General features: G+C 45.9%; 27 protein-coding genes. All 27 read left to right on the top strand.

The window, feature by feature from the left end:
- The first annotated feature begins 2 nt into the window (after positions 1-2).
- Entirely contained in the window at positions 3-401 is a 399-nt protein-coding gene (locus tag ACHAL6_RS02215; protein ID WP_395268529.1) for a chemotaxis protein CheW, read from the top strand.
- A 13-nt stretch (positions 402-414) separates the two neighbouring features.
- Entirely contained in the window at positions 415-1413 is a 999-nt protein-coding gene (gene fliM, locus ACHAL6_RS02210) for a flagellar motor switch protein FliM (protein ID WP_395268528.1), read from the top strand.
- Positions 1410-2510: a flagellar motor switch phosphatase FliY gene (gene fliY / locus ACHAL6_RS02205; protein WP_395268527.1), complete on the top strand. Its 1101-nt coding sequence runs from the start codon at positions 1410-1412 to the stop codon at positions 2508-2510. Before fliM ends, fliY begins: the two co-directional genes overlap by 4 nt.
- A 127-nt stretch (positions 2511-2637) precedes the next feature.
- The gene (flgM, locus tag ACHAL6_RS02200; RefSeq protein ID WP_395268526.1) at positions 2638-2916 is read left to right on the top strand and encodes a flagellar biosynthesis anti-sigma factor FlgM; all 279 of its coding nucleotides are present in this window, start codon (positions 2638-2640) and stop codon (positions 2914-2916) included.
- A 13-nt stretch (positions 2917-2929) separates the two neighbouring features.
- Entirely contained in the window at positions 2930-3301 is a 372-nt protein-coding gene (locus ACHAL6_RS02195) for a hypothetical protein (RefSeq protein WP_395268525.1), read from the top strand.
- Between the two features lie 11 nt (positions 3302-3312).
- Positions 3313-4836 (top strand): flagellar hook-associated protein FlgK, encoded by a 1524-nt coding sequence (gene flgK, locus ACHAL6_RS02190; RefSeq protein WP_395268524.1) that lies wholly within the window; start codon positions 3313-3315, stop codon positions 4834-4836.
- Between the two features lie 10 nt (positions 4837-4846).
- On the top strand, positions 4847-5764 hold the full coding sequence (gene flgL, locus ACHAL6_RS02185; protein WP_395268523.1) for a flagellar hook-associated protein FlgL: 918 nt from the start codon (positions 4847-4849) through the stop codon (positions 5762-5764).
- 11 nt (positions 5765-5775) lie between these two features.
- Entirely contained in the window at positions 5776-6228 is a 453-nt protein-coding gene (gene fliW, locus ACHAL6_RS02180) for a flagellar assembly protein FliW (RefSeq protein ID WP_395268521.1), read from the top strand.
- Positions 6215-6439 carry a carbon storage regulator CsrA gene (csrA, locus tag ACHAL6_RS02175; RefSeq protein ID WP_395268519.1) on the top strand — a complete coding sequence of 75 codons (225 nt, stop codon included), beginning with the start codon at positions 6215-6217 and terminating at the stop codon, positions 6437-6439. Before fliW ends, csrA begins: the two co-directional genes overlap by 14 nt.
- Positions 6440-6642: 203 nt before the next feature.
- Positions 6643-7467 (top strand): flagellin, encoded by an 825-nt coding sequence (locus ACHAL6_RS02170; protein WP_395268517.1) that lies wholly within the window; start codon positions 6643-6645, stop codon positions 7465-7467.
- Between the two features lie 121 nt (positions 7468-7588).
- On the top strand, positions 7589-8065 hold the full coding sequence (locus ACHAL6_RS02165; RefSeq protein ID WP_395268515.1) for a hypothetical protein: 477 nt from the start codon (positions 7589-7591) through the stop codon (positions 8063-8065).
- Positions 8066-8177: 112 nt separating this feature from the next.
- Complete coding sequence (locus ACHAL6_RS02160) at positions 8178-8555, top strand: flagellar protein FlaG (RefSeq protein ID WP_395268514.1); 378 nt, start codon at positions 8178-8180, stop codon at positions 8553-8555.
- A 2-nt stretch (positions 8556-8557) separates the two neighbouring features.
- The gene (fliD, locus tag ACHAL6_RS02155) at positions 8558-9958 is read left to right on the top strand and encodes a flagellar filament capping protein FliD (RefSeq protein ID WP_395268513.1); all 1401 of its coding nucleotides are present in this window, start codon (positions 8558-8560) and stop codon (positions 9956-9958) included.
- 14 nt (positions 9959-9972) lie between these two features.
- A complete protein-coding gene (gene fliS, locus ACHAL6_RS02150) occupies positions 9973-10347 on the top strand; it encodes a flagellar export chaperone FliS (protein ID WP_395268512.1) in 375 nt (124 codons plus the stop codon).
- The gene (locus tag ACHAL6_RS02145) at positions 10344-10727 is read left to right on the top strand and encodes a hypothetical protein (RefSeq protein ID WP_395268511.1); all 384 of its coding nucleotides are present in this window, start codon (positions 10344-10346) and stop codon (positions 10725-10727) included. Before fliS ends, ACHAL6_RS02145 begins: the two co-directional genes overlap by 4 nt.
- An 87-nt stretch (positions 10728-10814) precedes the next feature.
- A complete protein-coding gene (locus tag ACHAL6_RS02140) occupies positions 10815-13130 on the top strand; it encodes a methyl-accepting chemotaxis protein (RefSeq protein WP_395268510.1) in 2316 nt (771 codons plus the stop codon).
- A 552-nt stretch (positions 13131-13682) separates the two neighbouring features.
- A complete protein-coding gene (flgB, locus tag ACHAL6_RS02135; protein ID WP_395268509.1) occupies positions 13683-14069 on the top strand; it encodes a flagellar basal body rod protein FlgB in 387 nt (128 codons plus the stop codon).
- A gap of 168 nt (positions 14070-14237) precedes the next feature.
- Positions 14238-14672: a flagellar basal body rod protein FlgC gene (gene flgC / locus ACHAL6_RS02130; RefSeq protein ID WP_395268508.1), complete on the top strand. Its 435-nt coding sequence runs from the start codon at positions 14238-14240 to the stop codon at positions 14670-14672.
- A gap of 10 nt (positions 14673-14682) precedes the next feature.
- Positions 14683-15021 carry a flagellar hook-basal body complex protein FliE gene (gene fliE / locus ACHAL6_RS02125; protein WP_395268507.1) on the top strand — a complete coding sequence of 113 codons (339 nt, stop codon included), beginning with the start codon at positions 14683-14685 and terminating at the stop codon, positions 15019-15021.
- Between the two features lie 252 nt (positions 15022-15273).
- Positions 15274-16842, top strand: a complete 1569-nt coding sequence (gene fliF, locus ACHAL6_RS02120) for a flagellar basal-body MS-ring/collar protein FliF (protein ID WP_395268505.1) — start codon at positions 15274-15276, stop codon at positions 16840-16842.
- Between the two features lie 10 nt (positions 16843-16852).
- Complete coding sequence (fliG, locus tag ACHAL6_RS02115) at positions 16853-17860, top strand: flagellar motor switch protein FliG (RefSeq protein ID WP_395268504.1); 1008 nt, start codon at positions 16853-16855, stop codon at positions 17858-17860.
- Positions 17835-18584: a FliH/SctL family protein gene (locus ACHAL6_RS02110; RefSeq protein ID WP_395268503.1), complete on the top strand. Its 750-nt coding sequence runs from the start codon at positions 17835-17837 to the stop codon at positions 18582-18584. The genes fliG and ACHAL6_RS02110 overlap by 26 nt, the downstream gene beginning before the upstream one ends.
- Positions 18585-18600: 16 nt before the next feature.
- On the top strand, positions 18601-19911 hold the full coding sequence (gene fliI, locus ACHAL6_RS02105; RefSeq protein ID WP_395268502.1) for a flagellar protein export ATPase FliI: 1311 nt from the start codon (positions 18601-18603) through the stop codon (positions 19909-19911).
- Between the two features lie 32 nt (positions 19912-19943).
- Positions 19944-20360, top strand: a complete 417-nt coding sequence (gene fliJ / locus ACHAL6_RS02100) for a flagellar export protein FliJ (protein WP_395268500.1) — start codon at positions 19944-19946, stop codon at positions 20358-20360.
- A gap of 78 nt (positions 20361-20438) precedes the next feature.
- Positions 20439-21731 carry a flagellar hook-length control protein FliK gene (locus ACHAL6_RS02095; protein WP_395268499.1) on the top strand — a complete coding sequence of 431 codons (1293 nt, stop codon included), beginning with the start codon at positions 20439-20441 and terminating at the stop codon, positions 21729-21731.
- An 18-nt stretch (positions 21732-21749) separates the two neighbouring features.
- A complete protein-coding gene (locus ACHAL6_RS02090; protein ID WP_395268498.1) occupies positions 21750-22163 on the top strand; it encodes a flagellar hook assembly protein FlgD in 414 nt (137 codons plus the stop codon).
- A gap of 2 nt (positions 22164-22165) precedes the next feature.
- A complete protein-coding gene (locus ACHAL6_RS02085) occupies positions 22166-22537 on the top strand; it encodes a TIGR02530 family flagellar biosynthesis protein (protein WP_395268496.1) in 372 nt (123 codons plus the stop codon).
- The last annotated feature ends 98 nt before the right edge of the window (positions 22538-22635 follow it).

Here is a 22635-nt window from a genome sequence, read left to right as displayed (position 1 = left end):
TCATGGAAAGGCAGATCATCGTTTTCACCCTGGGTGAAAAATATTATGCCGTGAATTCCGATCAGGTGGAGGAAATCAGCAAGCTGATTCCTTCCACTCTTGTGCCCAATGCGCCGAAGCACATAGAAGGACTGATCAATCTAAGAGGAAATGTGATTTCACTTGTGAATCTGGCAAAGCTTTTGCGCCTGGGAGAAGACCAGTGCTATAATAATATCGTTATACTTGACCGGCAGGACGAAAAACTTGGTATACTGGTTACTGAAGTAAAAGAAGTTCTGAAAATCGAGGAAAAGGATATTGAGAAAGTGTCCGCAGAGACGAAAAGCGGTGTAGTGGGTATACTGCAGCTGGAGAAGGAACTTGTGAACTACATCGATTTGGATCGTATTATTTCGTAAATGAGGGGATAACTTGAAACAGGTACTATCACAACAGGAAATCGATTCGCTGTTAAATGCGCTGAATACCGGAGAAATCAATCCGGAGGAGATTAAAGAGGAAGAGGAAAAGAATAAAGTCAGAGCCTATGACTTCAGAAGGCCTATAAAGCTTTCCAAGGAGTATGTGAACACGCTCTATATGATCTTCGAGAGCTTTGCGAAAAGCGCCTCCAACGTTCTTTCCACCATGGTCAGAAACAATGTGAATATGACCCTTGGTGCAGTGGAGCAGATCAGTTTTGATGAATTCGTGCACTCCATTCCCAATCCCACCATCATGGGTGTATTTCATAGCGAACCACTGAGTGGAAATCAGATTATGGAAATCAATCCGCAGTTTGGCACACAGGTTGTCGAGCTTCTATGTGGTGGGGCCAAGGCCAAGGAAAAGAAAGGACCCAAAAAGGAAAAGTTCACGGATATCGAGCTTGGCATCGTGGAAGATGTCATGGGAAATCTTCTGAAGGTGTTCAAGTCTTCCTGGAGCGAAATCATGGAGCTGGAGCCAGAACTTGATAATCTGGAAACCAATCCGCAGCTGGTCCAGTCCATGTCGCCAAACGAACCGGTGATTCTCATCAGTTTCGTTGTGGAGATTTTCGAAACCAAGAGCTTCATCAATATATGCATTCCTTATGTGTCCTTCGAGAACATCACGGACAAACTCAGCATCAGAAGCTGGTTTGACATGGGGAAGACATTTGAAGACTATAAATACAAGGACCAGATCGCAGAGCGGCTGGTGACGACAGATGTGGAACTGAAGGTGGAGATGGGCAAGACCATTCTGACCGTGGACGATTTTCTGCATCTTGAGACAGGGGACATTGTTCAGCTGGATATGAAGACAGACCATCCCATGAAGCTCTATGTGGAGGATAAGGTCCACTACCTGGTGCAGCCAGGTCTATACAAGGACAAGATGGCGGTACAGGTACTGCAATACGTGGAAGAGGATGTTGAGATATGAAAGAAAACTTTTTATCACAGGCAGAAGTAGACGCGCTGCTGAAGAAAAAAGCGTCTGCCGAAGAAACCGGACTGAAAGATACGGATAAGGATGTCATAGGGGAAGTAGGAAACATCACCATGTCCACTGCTGCCACCACCTTGTCATCCATCATAAACAGGAGAGTCTCCATCACCACACCGAGGGTGACTTATATAAGATTCGAGGAGATCATCGAGGAGTGCGAGGTTCCGAAGATCGTTTCCCGTATCGCCTTCAAGGAAGGACTCAAGGGAAACAACCTTCTCATGATGAATGTGGAGGATTCGGCTATCATTGCAGACCTCATGATGGGCGGAGACGGAACCAATGCCAACAAGGAGCTCACAGAGCTTGAGCTTTCCGCGGTTTCCGAAGCCATGAACCAGATGATCGGCTCCGCTTCCACTTCCATGGCCCAGATGCTGGGCAAGGGCATCGACATCAATCCGCCCATTGTGGAAGTATGGGATCATAAGGAATCCATCGACTACAGAAAGTTCATCAATGAAGAATACATCTGCAAGATCTCTTTCCACCTGTCAGTGGAAGGACTCATTGAAAGTGACATCATGCAGCTCTACACCCTGGATACCGTCAAGGAGATTGTGGGGATCATGATGGGCGAACCTGTGGCTGAAAAGAAGGAACCCGTCAGGGAAGAGCCGGTGAGAACAGCGCCCAGGGAAGAAGTCTACACGGCCCAGAGAGAAGAGAGAAGAGAAGAATCTGTAAAAGTGAAACAGACCTACGAGGAGGAAGTGGAAGTGCAGAAGCCGGTTTTTGCTCCAATTAAGGATACATCAGAACCTTCTCAGAAAAGAAATCTGGATCTCATCATGGATGTTCCTCTGGAATTCTCCGTGGTACTGGGAAAGACCAAAAAGACCATTCAGGATGTTCTGGCGCTGGGTGCAGGAAGCGTTGTGGAGCTCAACAAGCTCGCAGATGAGCCGCTTGAAGTGTACGTTAACGGTAAGCTCATCGCACACGGCGAAGTGGTGGTCATCAATGAGAATTTCGGCATCAGAATCACAAACATCATGAGCAAGGAAGCCAGAGTCAAGGGGCTGAAGTAGTTCCAACCCAATAAGATAATGATTTGCAGAAAAAAGAGGAGTTTATCCTCTTTTTTTGTTTTGGGGTTAACAAAACGGATTAATCTACGATACTATAGAATAAGAGAAATAAAGGCAGGTGAATTCCATGAAAATAGATCAGTTTCATACAGGTTATGTTAAGAGTGCGTATAAAACCAGCGATGAGAGAAAAAATGGTCATGTGGATGGAAAGACAATAGGAAAAAGCACCGTTGAAATCTCCACTCAGGCGAAGGCACTGGTGAAGAAAATCAATGAGTCCGAGGACAGCCATTTCAGTGAAAAGGTGGAGAGCATCCGAAGAAGCATTCAGGAAGGAAGCTACAAAGTGGATACCGATCAGATTGCAGACAAGATACTGGAAAAAATCGAAGAGCAGAAATAGAGGAAACAGATAGATGAATGAAACAGGAAAACTCCAGTCCATATTACGTGAACTCGTGCATCTTCTGGAAATGGAGAAAGAGGTACTCATTAAAAGTGATGCAGCGTCTCTTCTGAAAATCATAGAGAAGAAAAACCTGGTCATGAAGGCTGTGGAAGAGGAAAAGGTGAAAGGCGTAATTGCGGATGAAGAGGTGAGGACGCTTGGGAAAAGAATCGAAAGGCTGCAGGAGACGAATCTTCTTCTTACGAAGCAGGCGCTGACCTATCAGGAAGAGATCCTGAAGGCCCTTGCGAAAAGCAACACATCAAGGTTCAGCACCTATTCCGCCAAGGGGAGCTACAGCAGCGAAAAAGAAGTCAGACTAGTAGATCAGTCAGTATAGAGGAGTAGATTATGTCAGGATTATTCGGAACATTCAATGTGGCGGTGAAGGGGCTTAATGCCAATCAGACAGCCCTTCACACCACTTCACATAACATATCCAACGCAAATACGGAAGGATTCAGTCGTCAGCGCGTAGAGCTTAAGACCGATACTCCATATAATCTGTCTGGAGTAGGACAGCTGGGGACAGGGGTCAGGCTGCAGTCTGTGGTGCGTGTGGTGGATGAATTTGTGGACTACCAGATCAGAAAGGAAAGTACAACACTTTCTCAGTACAGTGCACAGCAGGACATCATGAGTCAGATTGAGATGATCTTCAATGAGCCCTCTGACACTGGCGTGAATTTCGCCATGGGAGAAATGTTCAATGCATGGCAGGAGCTGTCCAAGAATCCTGAAAGCCTCAATGCCAAAAGCATGGTGGTTCAGAAGTCAAAGAACTTCACGGATACGCTGAACCACATGTCCACTCAGGCGCAGGAGCTTAAGGGTGATGTGGTGGCGAGCGTTGAGAAAAACATATATGATGCCAACTCCATCCTTGATCAGCTGAATACGGTCAATGACCAGATTTTCAACATCTCGGTCAAAGGGCATAGCCCCAATGATCTCATGGATACTAGGGACCTGCTGCTGAAGAATTTATCAGGTCTATCAGAAATCAGCGAGAGCTATGATTCCTATGGTAGGGTTTCTGTGGAGATTGATGGTCAGACAGTGACCGGAAAAGAGAATGAAGAGAATAGGCTCAGTACCATTGCCGCCATAACAGTGAACAAGGACGGAGAATATTCTGCTCGAATCCACATCGGCGGAGACAGCAATAATTCTATCGAACATACATTGAGTGAGGCGGATCTGGAGAAATTTCAAGTGGGTGCGCCAGTGTTTTATAAAATGTCATCAGAAGAAGGTGTGCCTGGTGAACTCACAGCAGTGAACATCCAGTCGGGAACCATAGGCGGAAATCTTGCAGCCATGAATGAAGTGGATGCAAGAATAGAAGACCTTAATACCTTCGCGGAAGGAACAGCCGAGATGTTCAATTCAATCCATAATCATGCTGCGGAGGGAACTGTGGATTTCTTCACCTTTAAGGATGGCTCTGCTTCCGCACTGAATATCAGAGTCAATGATGAAATCGTGGCAGATGAAAGCATGGTCGCCACTGGGGCGAATCTGAATTCTCCTGCAGGGGATGGAAGCCGAGCACTTGAAATCGCAAACCTGAGAAACAGGAAATTTGATTTCAGTCAGATGGAATTCAGCGCAGCAGGAACTACCATGGAAGGCGCTTATGGAGATATCGTCATCAAAGTAGGAATCCGCGGGGAGCATGCAGCTAATATGGTGGAGAATCAGAGTGCGGTGCTGGCTCAGCTTTCAAACAGAAGGGAGTCTGTGTCAGGTGTTTCCATTGATGAGGAAGTGACCAATCTTCTGAAGTATCAGAGAAGTTATGAAGCCAATTCCAGAGTGATCAATACACTCAATGAAATGCTGGATACCCTGATCAACAGAACGGGTGTATAAGGAGTAGAGTATGAGAATTACCAATAATACCCTTACTGGGAATTATCTAAGAAACCTGAATAGAAATCTCAAGCAGATGCAGAAGTATCAGAATCAGCTTTCCACCGGGAAAGAAATCAGTAAACCTTCTGACAATCCCATTCTTGTGGCCAGAGTCATGGGGCTGGATAATAACATCAGAACCAATGAACAGTATGGAAGAAACATTGATGATTCCTTGGGGTGGACCGATACAGCCGATGGCGCTATGAATGAAATCACTTCAGTGGTGCAGAGAGCCAGAGAGCTGGTTGTCTATGGGGCAAATGGTTCTCTTTCTGACACAGACAGACTTGCGTTAAGAGATGAAGTGGAAATGCTGAAAGGTCAGATGGTTCAGATGCTGAACACCAATTATGACGGGAGATTCATTTTCGGCGGGCAGAAGACCACAGAGCCACCGTTCTCTATTGGTGCTGATGATAAGATGACATATGCCGGTGGTAAAAATGCGGATGGGGAAGGACTCATTTCCAGAGAAATTGCCCAAGGAGTTTCTATCCATATTGAAAGTGACGGATCTCAGATTACTACGGCGGATGATGCGATTACGAAAGATTTCGGAGCGCTTCTGGATAATGTGATTCTGGCTATGGAAAATGGAGACACAGATTCGCTGTCTGGTGAACTTCTCGGTGATATGGATGCGCATCTGGATAACGTCATTCGTTTCAGGTCCAAGATGGGTGCCGTATATAACAGGCTGGAAGCGGCAAAAGAAAGAAATGCTTCTGAGAGTCTCAGCATGACGGAGCTGCTGTCAAAGAGCGAGGACATCGATCTGGCAGAAAAGATGATGGAGTTTTCCATGATGTCCACTGTTTACCAGGCTTCCCTATCAACTGGTGCCAAGATTCTTCAGCCTAGTCTGCTAGACTATATAAGGTAGTGTGAAATAAGATGATGATAAAAACCAAATTTCTTGGAGAAGTGGAAATAAGAGAAGAAGATATTCTGGTTTTTCCGGATGGAATTCTGGGGTTTGAGGAAAGTAGGAAATTTATCCTTCTTCCTATTCCAGAGAATGAAATCTTCAGTATACTGCAGGATGTGGAGAGGGAATATGTATCCTTTATTGTCACCGATCCATGGAAGTTCAAAGAAGATTATGAGATGGAAGTTCCAGATAGTGAACTTCTTAAAATCAATATCAGAAAGAAAGAAGAGATTGCCATGCTAAATGTCGTCACCTTGTCTGACGTATTTGAGAAAAGCACCATGAATCTTCTGGCTCCCATCATCCTGAATACAGAAAATAGGATCGGGAAGCAGTATGTGCTGAGCAATGTGAGCTATAGCACGAAGCATCCACTGTTTGTAAAGAATGAGGGAACTGATCATGCTGATTCTTAGCAGAAAAGTGGGGGAGAGCATCATCATCGATGACAGGATCGAAGTGAAGGTGCTTGAAATAGTGGATGGAAAGATCAAATTAGGTATTGATGCACCGAAAGATGTGACCATACATAGAAAAGAAGTCTATGATGAAATCAGGGATGAGAATAAGAAAGCTTCCGATATATCCATGGAGAGCTTCAGTAAACTGAAAGGACCGCTGAAATAGCGGTTTTTTCAATTCATGGAAGTTGGTATGGATGTAGCGGTGAAACTGAAAAATTAAAAATATTTCAATTTACCCCTTAACATTGTTTATAGGTTTCCGATATAGATATCATAAGAGAAAGAAGGATGTACGGCCGATGTTCTTCTGACTTTTAACAAATAATGGCAAGGATGCCAACTTAAAATTCAAGGAGGAAAACAAACATGAGAATTAACAACAATATCGCTGCTATGAACACATATTCAAGACTGACATCCGCTCAGGGTGCTCAGGCGAAGTCACTGGAAAAGCTTTCTTCAGGTCTTAGAATCAACAGAGCTGGGGATGATGCTGCAGGTCTTGCAATCTCCGAAAAGATGAGAGGACAGATCAGTGGTCTTAATCAGGCAGCTAGAAATGCACAGGACGGGATCTCACTGATTCAGACAGCAGAAGGCGCACTTAATGAAACTCACTCCATTCTTCAGAGAATGAGAGAATTATCAGTACAGAGTGCCAATGATACAAATACAGCTGCTGACAGAGGAGAAATCCAGAAGGAAGTAGCTGAGTTGATCGAAGAAGTGGATAGAATAGCTACTACTACTCAGTTCAACGGTCAAAATCTACTTGATACAACTGGCGGTACTACTGGAACATTTACCCTTCAAATTGGCGCAAACACAACTCAAACTCTGGATGTAACATTAGCGGATATGCAGTCAGCTGCTTTAGGAGTAGATGGAATAAACTTAGGTACGGACGCTACTACATCCACTGCTGCAATTAAAACAATTGATGATGCGATTGCATTAGTTTCAGGTGAAAGAGCACAGCTTGGTGCAAAGCAGAACAGACTTGATCACACAATCAACAACCTGACAACTACTTCTGAAAACCTCTCAGCAGCTGAATCAAGAATCAGAGACGTTGACATGGCTAAGGAAATGATGAGCTTCACAAAGAACAACATCCTGAACCAGGCTTCAACAGCTATGCTTGCTCAGGCTAACCAGATGCCTCAGGGAGTATTACAGCTACTAGGATAATCAAAAGAATAGTTTTCTCTACAGGACTTGGATTCATTTCCAGGTCCTATTCCTTTGTCCGGATTTATTTTTTCTGAGAAGTGTCCGATATAGATAGCAAGAGAACTTATGGAGGTGAATCATGAAAGTTAATGGAACAGACCCCTTAGTCAAGCTGTTACTGGAACTGAACAAGCGAAGTGGAGAGGCATCTTCAACTTCTGAGAAGGTGATGATGGAAAGCCTGTCCAAGGAAGTGGAAGAAATACTTGCAAGAAGAGACGAAGTCCTCTTAAGAGGAGATACAAAGCTTAAAGCAGAAGTCCATTTCACCCGTCAGCTTCATGAAACTCCAGAGGCTTACCTTCAAAGGATTTCCTCTGAGATGGCGAAGATGAAAGAAACGGAGAGAAATCTACTTGATAGAGAAGATGCTGCGGTGAGCCTGCAGACAGATACAGTGGATAAAGCTTTAAGAGCAGGACTTCTCAAAGAACTCGTTGATCAGGAGAATAAAGTGGAAGGTAGATCTTCTGACACAAAAGATACCAGATGGCTTCTTGTTTTTACATTTATAGTGGTCTTCATTCTTCTTCTTTATCTACTCATTCTTCAATAAGAAATGTTTCAGAAGCTCTTAAATCCTACATGATATAGCCGACATAGATATTAATAGGCAAATTATCTTGAAAGAAGATAATAGGCTAATCGTAATTAAGGATGTGAACACTTTGATTCAGATTTCAGGAATAACCGATACCAACGTTAAGCCAGTACAGAAGATTGAAGCCTTAAAAGTAGAGAAAATCAGTCCTAATCTTAAAGCGGAACAAGCAGTAGAGTATAGAAAATTTCCCGATGATGAAGAGGAGAAGGATTTCACAAAAGATGAAGTGGAGCGTGCAGTCACAAGCACCAACAGACTTCTTAAGGATGAACATAAGACCATGTATAAGTTTGAAGTCCATGAAGGAACAGGCAGAGTCATGGTGAATCTTATCGATACAAAAACAAAGGAAGTAATCAAGGAGATTCCACCGGAAAAGATTCTGGATCTTGTGGCAAACATCTGGGAGAGAATCGGAATACTTGTTGATGAAAGGGGATAACTATGTCAATTAACTTCTTAGGGTCCTACTCAGGAATAGATCAGAGTACCATTGATCAGCTCATAGCGGTGGAAAAAAGACCACTGATTCTATTATCGGAAAAGAAAACGAATATGGAAACGCAGAAGAATGCCTGGAATGATGTAAGGACAAGACTGACCAATCTTTTTGATAAAATCAAGGCTCTGCAGAATTCAGAGACTTTCTCGTCAAAAATGGCTACTGGTGGAGAATCTGCGACACTCACCGTCAGCAAAAACACACCAGAGGGTACTTACGATGTCTCCGTGACGCAACTGGCCACTAGAGGTTCTGTTGTGGGAGGGATGATATCCGCAGCTGCGGGAGACAGTACCAAAGAATTAGGTCTTACAGGAAAGTTCTCCATCAATCCTGATGCACATGAATCAGGCAACGTCATAGAAGTGACAGCCACAGATACGGTAAGAACCATTTCCGAAAAGATCAATGCCATCAGTAACGAAAGCGGCGTGAGATCCGCCATCATCGACAATCGCCTGGTTCTGAGTAATGTGGAGACAGGGGATACGGCCATCAGTATTTCCGATGTGGAAGGTACCACTTTATCAGGTCTTGGACTAAGCACCATGGAGTTGCCTGAAAATGGCGGAGCAGAAGTCATTGCCGGTAAGAATGCGCTGTTCTCCGTAAATGGTGTGTCTGTGGAAAGAACCAGCAACAATGTGAGTGACGTCATTGAGTATACCACCATCAACCTGACGAAAGAGCATGAAGCGGGTCAGTCAGACTCCATCGTGGTATCCAAAGATATATCCAAAGTGGAAGAAGCGGTGAAGGGATTCGTGGATCAGTACAACTCCACCATGGACTTCATATCCGAAAAACTGAAAGCGGGAACGCCCGGAGAGGAAGCTTCCAGAGGAACCCTTGCAGGGGACAGCAGCCTCATCAGGCTCCAGTCCACCCTTCGTTCCATGGTCACTTCCTCCATTGCCAATGAGAACACGGGCATCGGGGACATCTCCCAGCTGGGCGTCAGCACAGTGGATAAGTTCGGACAGCTCTCCTTTGATGCATCGAAGTTAACGGAAGCGCTGAATAATGATCCTTTGATGGTGGAGAACTTCTTTTCCAGTGAAAATGCGGAAGGGAATGAAATCGGATTTGTATCCAGAATCAACGGATACATCGACAGTTTCTCTTCTTCCACCGGCATCATCAAAGGAAAGACAGACAGTTTTGACAGATCGCTGAAAGACATCAACAAGCAGGTGGAAAGCTTCAATCTGAGAATGGAAAGAAAAGAAGCCTATTATGTCAATATGTTCGCGAAACTTGATACCGCGCTCATGCAGGCGGAATCACAGATGGGATGGCTCACCAGTCAGATCGCATCTATGGCACCGACAAACAGCAAGTAGGAGGGAAACAGTACATGTACGCAGGAAACGCCTATGCCAGTGCAGGAAATGCCTATAAAAGCAATGAAGTCATGACGGCACCAAAGAAAAAACTGGTCATCATGCTCTATGACGGAGCCATAAAGAATCTGAAGCTTGCAAAGCTTGCCATGGCAGACAAGAATATTGAGAAAACCAACAATGCCATCATCAAAGCCCAGAACATTCTGGCGGAGTTCATGAGCACATTGAATTTTGATGAAGGTGGAGAAATCGCCAGGAGCCTTATGAATCTCTATCAGTATATGTATGACAGAACCATAAGAGCCAATATCGACAAGGATCCGGATATAGCGGATGAAGTCATCGGGCTTCTGGAAGAGTTAAGAGACACATGGAGTCAGATATGAGTTCTCTTGTTCTTCTTGAAGAGAAGTTCTGGTTACTCAGCGAAGCTTTAGCGGAAACGGAAATCGATGGAAAGAATGTGGAAGACTGCATCAGTGCCATCGAAAAGAACGACAGAAGATTCGAAGCGCTGAAAGCACTTCAGGTGAGGCTTTCGCTTACGAGAAGTGGTGAAACAGCAGTGGAAAGAAAGATGGAAAGTGAAACACTGACCATTCTGAAGAAGCTATCGGAAAACACAAAAAAGCTTCAGAAGAGAATTACAGAAGAGAGAAACAGTTCCGTAAAGTCCATGAATGATTTCAGTAATCTGAAGAAGATTTCAAAAAGCTACGTGAAAGCGGAGCAGGGTCCTGTCTTTGTGGACAAGGATTTCAGATAACAGACAGTGTTTTATAGAGTTTGAAGATGAAAATAAGTCGGCTGCTCAAGTTAATCAGCGGATAGGGGTATAAAGGGGAATAAGGTATTGAATGCTTTTTGGGAAAAATTAAAGACAGTGAAGAAAAAAGATCCATCAGTTCAGAAAGAAAAGAAGTTCAAGGTGAAATCCTTTCTTGAAACCGTAAAAGAGAAGAAAGAGAAAACGGGTAAAAAAGCGGATTTGAAGTCGAAGGGAAGTATTAGCGCTCTTTTCAGAAAGAAGTCTGCGAAGAAAGGTTCAGAGAACAGCAGTACGGTAGTAGAAGCAAAAAGCAGAAAGAGCATCGGCAGGAAGATGGTCGTCATGACGCTTCTTATGGTCACCATTCCGCTTCTGGTATCTAACATCGCAAGTCTTACCTATATGAACCAGAATTACGTGAAGGAGATGGAAGTCAATAACGATGTGCTGGCGGGAGCCATTGCAGATCAGGTATCCGCCTTCATCGAGAGGGGATTCAATGTCACAGAGCAGCTGGCAGTGAACAATGACGTGAGAGAATACAATGGTCTTGCCCAGTCCAGCGTGCTTTCCAGTACAGCCAGAGACCACGACTATTTCGATCTGATCTTTGTGGTGGATGACACCGGGATGCAGACCGCAAGAAGCAAAGGAAGACTGGGGAACAGTTCTGACAGGTTCTGGTTTACGAAGACCAAGGACGAAAAGGTCAAGTGGGTCAGTGATTCCTACTATTCACAGAATGGGGGAACACCAGTAACCACCATCGCCATGCCGGTATACAATCAGAACCTGACCTTTCTGGGTGTCATAGGTTCCGACATCAAGCTTACGGCACTGCAGGAACTCATATCAGAGCATAGTGAAGGCAGTAAGCTTGCTTTCATCATCGATGGCCAGGGAACAGTCATTGCCCATAAGAACTATAATATGGTCAAGGAAATGTTCAACTATGCCACCATGACCAAACAGGTACAGAGAAAAGATGCCTATGGAAAACCGGTTCTGGATGAATCAGGTGTGCAGATCGTCAATGAAGTGCCTGTAAAGGCACCAGCAGAGCTGAACGAGATCGCCAAGAAAGCCCTTGCAGGAGAAAGCGGATTCGAGAGCTATACAGACCTGGATGGCGTGGAAGTGGTCAGCGCCTATCAGCCTATAGAGCTTCCGGGGGAATCCGTCTCCTGGGCGGTGATCACCATCGAAAGCAAGGAAGAAGCCATGGCCTTCATCAACAATACGATCTACTTCAGTGTCGCCATTGCAGTGATCGCACTCATAGCGGCAGTAATTGTGGCATCGCTGTTTGCAAGAAGCATAGCCAAGCCCATCAAGACCTCCTCTCAGTATCTGAACCAGATCGCTCATGGTGACTTCACGGTGGATGTGGACCAGAAGCTTCTGAAAAGACAGGATGAGATCGGAACCATATCCAACGGGATTCATGGAATGAAGAATGCCTTACGGGATCTGGTAGGGAAAATCACGGAAACCTCCAATGGCATCAGTGCTCAGGTGGAGACGTCCATGAACAGCATCATCGAACTCAACACCAACCTTGAAAGCGTATCGGCAACTACGGAAGAGCTTGCAGCAGGAAATGAGGAAACAGCGGCTTCCACAGAAGAAATGGCAGCGGCTTCCTCGGAAATCGAAAAAGCGGTTCATTCCATTGCGGAGCGTTCACAGCATGGAGCCATTGCGGCAAGAAAAACGGCAGAGAGAGCGGACCTCACCCAGAAAAAGGTGAAGGATGCCCAGAAGAAATCAGAAGAAATCTTCATCAAGACCAAGGGTGACCTGGAAAAGGCCATCGAAGCATCCAAGGTAGTGGACCAGATCAGAGTGCTGTCGGATGCCATTCTGCAGATCACGGCACAGACCAACCTTCTGGCTTTGAATGCAGCCATAGAAGCGGCAAGAGCCGGTGAAGCAGGCAGAGGATTCTCTGTGGTGGCGGATGAAATCAGGAAACTTGCAGAACAGTCCAAAGATGCGGCCACCAAGATTCAGGATGTCACATCCAAAGTCACCTCTTCAGTGGAGCACTTATCTGGAAGCTCCAATCAGCTTCTGAGCTACGTGGAAAATGATGTTCAGAGCGACTATCAGAGTATGCTGGAAGTGGCAGCCAAGTACAATGAAGACGCCAGATATTTTGATGACCTGGTTACAGAGTTCAGTGCCACATCGGAAGAACTTCTGGCTTCCATAGAAAGTGTAACAGCAGCCATTGATGGTGTTGCCTCCGCAGCCAATGAAAGTGCCAGCGGAACATCCGACATCGCCGAGAAGATCTCCGAGTCCACCATGCAGTCCAGTCAGGTCATGGATGAAATGGAAAAGACAAAAGACCAGTCACAGAACCTGAAGAAGGAAACAAGGAAGTTCAAGCTGTAGAAAGCAGGACGTTTCATTGTGAATAGAAGTACATAGTAATTTGGATAATGGTGGAGGAAGGAGCAGTCCGACCTCCACCTTATTGTATGTGGAAGCAAGAAACATGCATGTTTTATGCCTGGAAAACATTTACAATGCATAAATATTTATAATAGATGAAGCATATAAAACTGGAAAATTATTTTCAAACAAATGCCAACAATGTGTTTGATTGATTTTATTGTGAAGGTTTAAATAATCGAAGAACAATATTCATAATATGTCCATAAATTTCAAATAGCAGAATCGTAAAAAAACGAATGTCGAATGAATTTGACGAAATATCGAATTACACTCATTTAAGGAAATATTCTAAAAATATGAAAAAGATCAATTTCATAAGAATAACGCATAATTAACGCTCATAAAATAATATATTGTTGATTTTACCGTATATAACTTGTAAAATGTTAAGAGTAATTGAAAAGGTGCTATGGCTGGATACCTTGATGATATCATCGTGTAGCAACCGAATGAAACATTGAAGAAATACCATGAATGGGAGGAAACACATTGAAGGACTTGACGTATCAGATACTGAAAAACGGACTGGATGCATCTTCATCAAGACAGAAGACCATTTCTTCCAATATCGCCAATGTGAACACGCCTGGATATAAGTCCAGCAAGGTTTCCTTTGAATCAGAACTTGCCAGAGCCATCGATCAGACTGGTGCAGCCATGGTGAAGACCCATGAAAATCATCTGGGTGGAGCCATTGCCTCAGAAGTGAAGGGTGAGGTCAAGGTCATGGACGGAACCAGTATGGATGAAACAGGAAACAATGTGGATATCGATAAGGAAATGGTGGATCTTGCAGCCAATGAAATCTATTATTCCGCACTCATTGAACAGGTGAACAGAAAACTCAGTAATATGAGCTATGTCATCAACAGATAATCAGATTCCTGCAATGGATCATCTCATGGTTTCTCATGGGGGGCTGATCCGGAAATTATGCATGCATATTTAATATATATGTTGCGTGCTACATATATGATATACAATATAATCCCACACAAGTTCTCATAAGTACAAATCATACTCTCTCATATTAGGAGGTCGACCATGTCTGTATTCAACTCCATGAAAATCAATGCGTCAGGATTGACGCTGGAAAGGCTTAAGCTTGATACCATCTCTTCCAACATCGCCAATGTGAATACCACAAGAACGGCAGAAGGCGGACCCTATCTTCGAAAAGAAGTCGTCTTTGAAGAAATGGTGGACAGGGCTCAGAGCAGACTGACAGGACGAATCGAGAATAGATCGGCTGGGGTAAAAGTCACTGAAGTCTATGAAGATCAGGAGAACCTGAGAAGCGTATATGATCCGGAACATGTGGATGCCGATGAAGAAGGCTATGTGCTGATGCCCAATGTGAATCTTCTGGATGAGATGGTAAGTCTCATCGAAGCCCAGAGGTCCTATGAGGCCAATGCCACCGCACTGAAGGCCAGTAAGGCCATGCTCAATAAAGCACTGGATATTTCCAAAGGATAGGAGAAGGTAAATGACACAGTTTATAAGTTCTTACAGTACAATTCTAGATCGCTACAATAACCTGGTCAGCCAGGGGAACAGTCCAGTTAAGAAAACCGACGAAAAGGAAATGGAAAGTCTCGGGCTTGGTGTAAGCTTCGGAGACATGTTCACCAGCCAGCTGGATAAACTCAATGCCAGCCAGATCCAGGCCGATGAACTGGCCATGGATTTTGCCTCAGGCAATACGGAAGATCTGCATCAGGTGATGATTGCGGCGGAAGAAGCCAGAATCAGCATGGAACTGGCCGTGCAGGTGAGAAACAAGATTATTGAAGCTTATAAAGAGCTAAGCAGCATGCAGCTATAGGTGGTCATAAATTAACGAGCGTAGGAAACAAGAGGAGCAATCTTTTCTTATATTGACCGGTATGGAGAACTTCAATCTGATCATAAGGAAAACAGACTGCTTGTATGAAGCTCGCTTCCCCATAACTAGAAGGTTCTATGACGGAAATAACGGGAGCGCTCTACAAGCAGTTTTTCGCTGCAGAAGATGAGGACAGCACGCAGTTGGCAAGAGGAAAAAGGGTAACACCTTACAGTAAGGAGCAATGCATTTATGGAAATGACCAAGGGGATCACCCAGAAAATCAAGGGCGGATGGGAGAAAATCGATCAGGGAAAAAGAAAGGCACTGATACTTGCAGTGACTGCAGTCACCACGTTTGTGATTCTTTTTTCCGTATACAGCAATCAGGTGACCTATGCTGCGCTATTCACTGGTCTTGAGCTTTCCGATGCGGCAGCCATCACCCAGGATCTGGATTCAAGAGGAAACATCAGGTACCGCATGGAAAACGGTGGTACGGATATCTATGTGGATGAGAAGCATGTGGACAAGTACAGGCTGGAACTGGCCATGAACGGCATGATGCCGGAAAACTCCACCGGGTTTGAGATATTTGACGATATGGGCATGATGGTGACGGACGAGGACCGAAAGATCATGTATCAGAGGGCTCTGGAAGGAGAGCTTCAGCGTTCGGTCATGTCACTGGAAGAGATCAGCAGTGCCAGAATTCATCTGGTCATGAGTGAAGAGAGCATATTCAATACAGAAAGAAGAGAGGCTTCCGCATCGGTCATCCTGAGCCTGAAGACTGGAGCGAAGCTTCCTGATGCATCCGTCAGCGGCATCATCGCCCTGGTCACCGGAGCAGTGGACAATCTGCCTGAAGAGAATGTCCGAGTCATCGACGCCCAGGGGAATCTCATCAGTCTGGGTCTATCAGCAGGCGGTGAGATGTCTGGCATCGGACTTCTGGATCAGCAGAGAGAAATCAAGAAGACTTTCGAACAGGAGATTGAAAACAGCATCCTGAGTCTTCTGGGACCAGCGCTTGGACCGGATAAACTGAAAGTGGCTGTCTATGCGGATCTGGATTTCGATGCGGAAGAAAATACCGTCATCAGCTATGAGAACCCTGTGGTTCGGAGCGAGCAGGTCAGCGTCACCGGCCCGGATCTTAATCAGGAAGAGATCATGGACAACCCAGCAGGAGACAATACTCAGAATGTGCTGGATGGAGAAGAAGGCAGCATGAGCACCTTCGACAGCATCATAAACTATGAGCTGACGGAATCCAGAACCAGCACCATCAAGGCACCTGGTAAAGTCACAAAGCTCTCCACTTCCCTTCTCTTTGACGGAAACCTGTCCGAAGGACAGCGTGAAAGCATTAGAAACCTCATTTCCACAGCCACAGGCTATGACATGGAAAGAGGAGACGTCATCAGCATCGAAGGCGTGGTCTTTGACAAGAGCTATCAGGAAGACCTGGAAAAGAAACTGGAGGAACAGAGACTTCTGGATGAAGCAAACAGAACCTTCATGGAGAAGTACTCGGATTACATCTATCTGGGCATCTTCAGTCTGCTTGGACTTGTCTTCGTCGTTTCCTTCATGAAGATCCTCTTCGGAAAGAAGAAGAGTAAAGAGGAAGACGAATACGCCCTTCTTCCACCTGCCATGGAGCAGCCTGAAGAAGGAAAGCCGGTGGACATCATAGAAGAGGTCTATCAGAAATTCACAGTGAAGGAAAATCAGAAAGAGAAGCAGATCAAAGAGTATGCCGAAGAGCATCCTGAGATCGCGGCGGATCTTATCAAGGCTTGGATGAAAGAATGAGGATGAAGGAATGCAGATGAAGGAAAACGGCATAAAAAAAGCAGCGATTCTGCTTATTTCATTGGGACCGGAGGTGTCCTCTCAGATTCTCAAACTCCTTCCGGATGACATGATCCAGAAGGTGACCTATGAGATCGCAAACATCGAATATGTGGAGCCCCAGGAGAGAGAGAAGGTCATAGAGGATTTCATGGATATGGCATCCGCCAGAGAATACATCGTGGATGGCGGAATCGATTATGCGAGGAATCTTCTGAACAAGGCTCTGGGCAGTGTGAGAGCCAAGGAGATCATGGAAGTGCTCACTCAGATCCAGCAGAGGGAAAAACCCTTTGCCATCTTAAGAAAAGCTGACACCCATCAGCTGGCCAACATGCTGGCCAATGAGCACCCCCAAACCATTGCCCTGATCATGTGCTACATTCAGCCGGATAAAGCGGCAAATGTGCTGGCGCTCTTTCCCAACGAACTTCAGACTGAAGTGGCGGAAAGGATCGGCGTCATCAACAGAACTTCTCCCGCGGTGATCAAGAAAATCGAAAGCGTAGTGCAGAACAAATTCTCCAACATCATCGAGAGCGACTCGGAAAACATCGGTGGCGTAAAAGCCCTGGTGGAGATCTTAAACTCTGTGGACAGAACCACAGAGAAGAACATCATCAGCGATCTGGAAAAGACGCAGCCGGAACTGGCTGAGGTCATCAAGGCGAATCTCTTCGTCTTCGAGGACATCGTCACTCTGGACAAGAGCTCCATTCAGAGAGTGCTCAGAGAAGTGGAGAACGAACAGCTGGTACTGGCGCTCAAGGGAGCCTCAGAGGAGGTTTCCACCGTGGTCTATGCAAACCTCTCCAAGAGAGCGGCGGACACGGTGCGGGAGGATATCGAGTTCATGGGACCTGTACGTCTCTCCACAGTGGAAGAAGCGCAGCATAAGATCGTGGGCATCATAAGAAAGCTTGAAGAAGCCGGCGAAATCGTCATAGGAAGGGGTGATTCCGATAGCATTATCGTATAGGATCATCAAGAACAGGAACGGCTATGCCCAGGAGGAAAGAAAACTCGAATCCCTGGACATTGAAGCCTACCGGGAGAAGAAAGAGAACCCGCCCCTCTATGATGCTGTGGCGGAAGGGGAAGACCCGGAAAGAATGATCCGGGAAGAAATCCGGAAGGAACTTCTGCTTTCCATGGAAGAAGAGAGAATAGCCCTTCTTGAAAAAGCAGGAGAAGAGATCGGGAAGGAAAAGGAAAAAGCTCTGGAAGAAGCCAGAAACCAGGGCTTTGAAGAAGGCTACATGGCAGGGAAGCAGGAAGGCTATGAAGAAACACTGGCCTTTCGCAAGAATGCCATCACCATGCTGGAGGAAGCCGAAGCTCTTTCAAAAGAGTATCTGGAAGAGAATGAAGAAAAAATCATAAAGCTCTCCGCAAGGATTGCGGAGAAGATCGTGGGAGAAACCATACAGACCCATGAAGACAGCCTGATGATTCTGGCAAGACCCATTCTTCAGGAATACGGAAAGACGGAGAACGTCATCGTGACCTGTCATCCGGATAAGGTGGCTTTCATGAAGTGCCAGATTCCAGAGATCAGATCCATGTGTCCCAAGGCCCATGTACTGATTCTGCAGGACAGAAATCTGGAGGAAAACGACATCCTCATCGAGAATGAGAATCAGATCACGGATCTTTCCATCAGGAAGCAGATCGAAAGATTCATAGAACTGGCAACCGAGTAACAGGAGGACCCTGACCATGACCGAAGTATCCTTTGACAGGCTGTACGAAAAACTGGATAAAAGCACCCTGGCGCTGAAGATGGGCAAGGTGAAGAAAGTCATCGGTCTCATCATCCATGCCGTAGGCCTGAAGGTCTTTGTGGGTGAAGTGTGCCATATCCTCATCGGAGAGGACAACAGAATCAGCGCGGAAGTGGTGGGGTTTCAGGATGAAAATGTGCTCCTCATGCCCCTGGGCGATGTCCAGGGCATCGGCCCCGGATGCCTGGTGCTTCCCACAGGAAATGCGCTGAAGGTGAAGGTGGGGGATGCGCTTCTTGGCACCACTTTAGATGGACTGGGTAATCCCATGGATGAGAGAAAGAGAAAGCTCACAGGCTATGGCGATATCAACAATGTGCCCCCCAATCCCTTTCAGAGAAGAAAGATCGAGAAGGTCATGAGCACCGGGGTGAAGGCCATCGATGGCGTCCTCACCTGCGGAGAGGGCCAGCGTATCGGCATCTTTGCCGGCAGTGGTGTGGGAAAGAGTACACTTCTTGGCATGATCGCCAGATACTCCGATGCCGATGTCAACGTCATTGGTCTCATCGGAGAAAGAGGCAGAGAAGTGCTGGAGTTCATCGAAAGAGACCTGGGAGAAGAAGGCTACAGGAAGTCCGTGATCATCTGCGCCACGTCAGACCAGCCACCGCTGGTGCGTCTGAAAGGAGCTTATGTGGCCACAGCCATTGCGGAGTATTTCAGAGACCAGGGAAAGAAAGTCATGTTCATGATGGATTCGGTCACAAGATTCGCCATGGCCCAGAGAGAAATCGGTCTTGCCATCGGAGAGCCGCCCACCACAAGAGGGTATACCCCTTCAGTGTTTGCAGCCCTTCCGAAGCTTCTGGAAAGAAGCGGCATGTCCAAGGACGGTTCCATCACAGCATTCTATACGGTCCTTGTGGAAGGGGATGACATGAACGAACCCATCGCCGATGCGGTGAGAGGAATCCTTGACGGGCATATCGTGCTTTCGAGAAAGCTGGCAGGCAAGAACCATTTTCCTTCCATCGATGTGCAGCAGAGCGTATCCAGAGTCATGAAGGAAGTGGTTTCCAGAGAGCATTATGACTATGCCGGAAAGCTCAAGGAAAACATGGCCAGGTATCAGGAGTCGGAAGATCTCATCAATGTAGGCGCCTATGCCAAGGGAAGAAATCCGGAACTGGACAGGGCGGTGGAACTGAAAATGTCCATCGACGGTTTCCTGAAACAGGAGACCGATGATTCCAGGCATTATGAAGATACAATCAGGGAACTGGAAAACATATTCAGGAAGTGATCTGAAAAAGACGGAAATGGAGGCTTCAGAAGATGAACTACAAATACAAAATGGAAAAGGTGCTGGACTACAGAAGCAATGTGGAAAAACACAAGGTGGAGGATTTCGCCAGAATCAGTCAGAAACTGGACCAGGAGAAGAAGCATCTGGACACAATCGAGGAAAAGCTGGAACAGAAGAAGAAGGAAGTATCCACGGATGTGCATGCCATGAAGATGTCCTTTCTCTACAAGGAGAAGCTGAAGGCAGAGCTGAGTCATCAGAAGAAGAAGGTGGAGGATATCGTCCACAAGGCCAACGACGCCAGGGAAGTGCTCATTGAAGCAAGAAAAGACCGTAAAATCATGGAACTGCTGAAGGAAAAGGACAAAGAGAAATTTCAGCAGGAAATGCTCCTTAAGGAACAGAAGGAACTGGACGATTTCACCATCATGAGATTCGCCAAGTGACTTTTATTCATACAGACACGTCAAAACAGTAAGGATGAAAGGGCACCAGTGCCTGATATTGAAAGGAGGTGAGAAAAAATGACAACAGAGACCATGCGGATCAGAAATGCAGTGAACATACCTAAGCCGGAAGCGAAAAAGGAGATCAGCGGCAAAAGCGCATTCAAGGAGATTCTCTCCACAACCATAGAAAGAAACGCCCCTGAGAAGAAAGAGCTGAAAAGGGAAAAATCGGAAGAAGAGAAGGATATGGAAGTGACCCGAGACAACCCTGAACAGGAGGAAGAAATGGCCGCCATGAACCTCTTTCCTGAAATGAAACCGGAGACGCAGGCGCCTTTAAAGGAGATCCATGAACAGGCTGCAGCAGGAATTGTGGAAGAAGCTGAAAGTGCTGTGGACAAATCTCAGACTGAAAAGAATCCGGTGAGTGCCCTTACTGGCCGGACACGAGAAGAGATGATTGCCCTGAAAGACCATCTGGAAGCAAGGAATCCGAAACTCATCGATATTCCAGAAGACCAGGGGAAAACAGGGATTCTGGCTGAAAATGTCATGAAAACGGTAGAAGGGAAAACAGAGGAATTTGCAGACACACTGAAGAATATCCATCAGCAGGAGAAACCGGAAGAGCTGACTGGTTACAAGAAATCAGAGGTTTCAGATCCCACCGGGAAACTGCAGAAGGAAACGGCAGATGAAGCAGCGGCAATGGAAACGCTTAAAGAGAGGGAAGCTTCAGGGACAAATCCGAGGCTGAATGCCGATGTGGAAGAAACCAGAGAGAGTGAGAAAGGATTCATGAACCTGAATGGGAAAGAACCAGTGAAGCAAGCGCATACTTCTTCGGAAGAGTCCGGTATGCTCACAGAAACCGTGAATCCGAATCATGAAATGAAGCTCAGAGAGTTTCAGGAGACTTCTCAGACGAAAACACCTGAGCACATCAATTTCGAGAAGACATTCGAAAATGCGGCAGAAGAAATCATGAAGACCGTGGAAACCATCCGAGAAGGAGACAGAACCACCATGAAGGTGAATCTTCATCCGGAAGAGATGGGCAAGATGGAAATCACGCTGACCATGGAAGACGGAAAGCTTTCCGGCAAGATTCTCCTGGAGAATCGGGAAATCAGGCAGATCTTCACGGAAAGACTGGACGAGCTTTCTAACAGCCTGAAGCAGAACATCCAGATCGGTAAATTCGAAGTAGGTGTAGGAGACAGAGGGGAAGGGAATCAACAGAGGCATCAGGGACAAAGACAGATGCAGAATCCTTTCAGAGGCTATCAGGTAAGAAAAGCAGAGACTACAGACTATGGGATGACAAATCCCGAGAGAAACCTGAAGGAAATCAATCTTCTCGCCTAGAGAAGGAAAGGAGAACATATGAGAATCAATGGAATCGGTATTCCAAATGAAGCCATGAATACGGAAAATGCGGCAAAAGCCAATGACGCCATGGGCGTGGATGACTTTCTGAAAATCATGACCGCACAGCTTCAGAACCTGGATCCCATGGGCGGAAACAGTGCAGACACAGGAGAATACATTGCCCAGATGGCCCAGTTCACCATGCTGGAGCAGCTGAGCGCATTATCGGAAAGCATGGAGAACATGAACACCCTATCTCAGCAGCAGCTGTCCTTTTCACTGGTGGGAAAGAAAGTATCCGTTTTTGACGGAGAAAACACCATAGAAGGCGTTGTGGACAAAGTCAGATACAGAGAAGGACTGGCCTATCCTGTCATAGGAGGCAGCGAATATCCCATGTACATGGTGCAGGAAGTGGGAGGTGAATAGACATGTCATTTAAGATTCAGAACGGACAGATCATCCCATCCCAGGGAAACCATGGGAAAGTGGAGAGAAAACCCGGCGGTGATTTTGAAAGACTCTATCTGGAATCCCTGAAAAAGACGAAGGAAACCGTAAAGCTTTCCGCCCACGCACAGGAGAGAATGGAAAAAAGACAGATCACACTCTCGGAAGAGGATATGGTGAAGATCAACGATGCGGTGGATACCCTGGAGAAAAAGGGTGCCCGGGAAAGTCTGCTTCTCTACAAGGATGCGGCCTTCATTGCCAGCATCAGAAACAAGACCATCATCACAGCCATGAGAAATGAGGAAATGGAGACCATAACAAACATCGACAGTGCAGTAAGCATAAGATAAGAATGGCCGGACCTCTTGAGGAAGCCATTAAAAAAGGCCCGTTGAACGACGGATACGGGTACAAGGAAAAATCAGAATAAATTGAAATCCTAGGAGGG

Source organism: Proteiniclasticum sp. C24MP (assembly GCF_043951855.1).
In the GTDB taxonomy this organism is placed as follows: Bacteria; Bacillota; Clostridia; order Clostridiales; family Clostridiaceae; genus Proteiniclasticum.
This window is presented reverse-complemented; position numbering and strand designations above follow the sequence as displayed.

What these genes read in the sequence shown, in the direction of transcription:
- fliE (WP_395268507.1), top strand. Translation starts at nt 14,683, where the DNA reads ATGACACAGTTTATAAGTTCTTACAGTACAATTCTAGATCGCTACAAT.
- fliS (WP_395268512.1), top strand. Translation starts at nt 9,973, where the DNA reads ATGTACGCAGGAAACGCCTATGCCAGTGCAGGAAATGCCTATAAAAGC.
- ACHAL6_RS02090 (WP_395268498.1), top strand. Translation starts at nt 21,750, where the DNA reads ATGAGAATCAATGGAATCGGTATTCCAAATGAAGCCATGAATACGGAA.
- ACHAL6_RS02165 (WP_395268515.1), top strand. Translation starts at nt 7,589, where the DNA reads ATGAAAGTTAATGGAACAGACCCCTTAGTCAAGCTGTTACTGGAACTG.
- fliI (WP_395268502.1), top strand. Translation starts at nt 18,601, where the DNA reads ATGACCGAAGTATCCTTTGACAGGCTGTACGAAAAACTGGATAAAAGC.
- flgC (WP_395268508.1), top strand. Translation starts at nt 14,238, where the DNA reads ATGTCTGTATTCAACTCCATGAAAATCAATGCGTCAGGATTGACGCTG.
- ACHAL6_RS02145 (WP_395268511.1), top strand. Translation starts at nt 10,344, where the DNA reads ATGAGTTCTCTTGTTCTTCTTGAAGAGAAGTTCTGGTTACTCAGCGAA.
- ACHAL6_RS02170 (WP_395268517.1), top strand. Translation starts at nt 6,643, where the DNA reads ATGAGAATTAACAACAATATCGCTGCTATGAACACATATTCAAGACTG.
- fliJ (WP_395268500.1), top strand. Translation starts at nt 19,944, where the DNA reads ATGAACTACAAATACAAAATGGAAAAGGTGCTGGACTACAGAAGCAAT.
- ACHAL6_RS02195 (WP_395268525.1), top strand. Translation starts at nt 2,930, where the DNA reads ATGAATGAAACAGGAAAACTCCAGTCCATATTACGTGAACTCGTGCAT.
- flgL (WP_395268523.1), top strand. Translation starts at nt 4,847, where the DNA reads ATGAGAATTACCAATAATACCCTTACTGGGAATTATCTAAGAAACCTG.
- fliY (WP_395268527.1), top strand. Translation starts at nt 1,410, where the DNA reads ATGAAAGAAAACTTTTTATCACAGGCAGAAGTAGACGCGCTGCTGAAG.
- flgK (WP_395268524.1), top strand. Translation starts at nt 3,313, where the DNA reads ATGTCAGGATTATTCGGAACATTCAATGTGGCGGTGAAGGGGCTTAAT.
- ACHAL6_RS02085 (WP_395268496.1), top strand. Translation starts at nt 22,166, where the DNA reads ATGTCATTTAAGATTCAGAACGGACAGATCATCCCATCCCAGGGAAAC.
- flgM (WP_395268526.1), top strand. Translation starts at nt 2,638, where the DNA reads ATGAAAATAGATCAGTTTCATACAGGTTATGTTAAGAGTGCGTATAAA.
- ACHAL6_RS02215 (WP_395268529.1), top strand. Translation starts at nt 3, where the DNA reads ATGGAAAGGCAGATCATCGTTTTCACCCTGGGTGAAAAATATTATGCC.
- ACHAL6_RS02095 (WP_395268499.1), top strand. Translation starts at nt 20,439, where the DNA reads ATGACAACAGAGACCATGCGGATCAGAAATGCAGTGAACATACCTAAG.
- fliD (WP_395268513.1), top strand. Translation starts at nt 8,558, where the DNA reads ATGTCAATTAACTTCTTAGGGTCCTACTCAGGAATAGATCAGAGTACC.
- fliF (WP_395268505.1), top strand. Translation starts at nt 15,274, where the DNA reads ATGGAAATGACCAAGGGGATCACCCAGAAAATCAAGGGCGGATGGGAG.
- fliG (WP_395268504.1), top strand. Translation starts at nt 16,853, where the DNA reads ATGCAGATGAAGGAAAACGGCATAAAAAAAGCAGCGATTCTGCTTATT.
- csrA (WP_395268519.1), top strand. Translation starts at nt 6,215, where the DNA reads ATGCTGATTCTTAGCAGAAAAGTGGGGGAGAGCATCATCATCGATGAC.
- fliW (WP_395268521.1), top strand. Translation starts at nt 5,776, where the DNA reads ATGATGATAAAAACCAAATTTCTTGGAGAAGTGGAAATAAGAGAAGAA.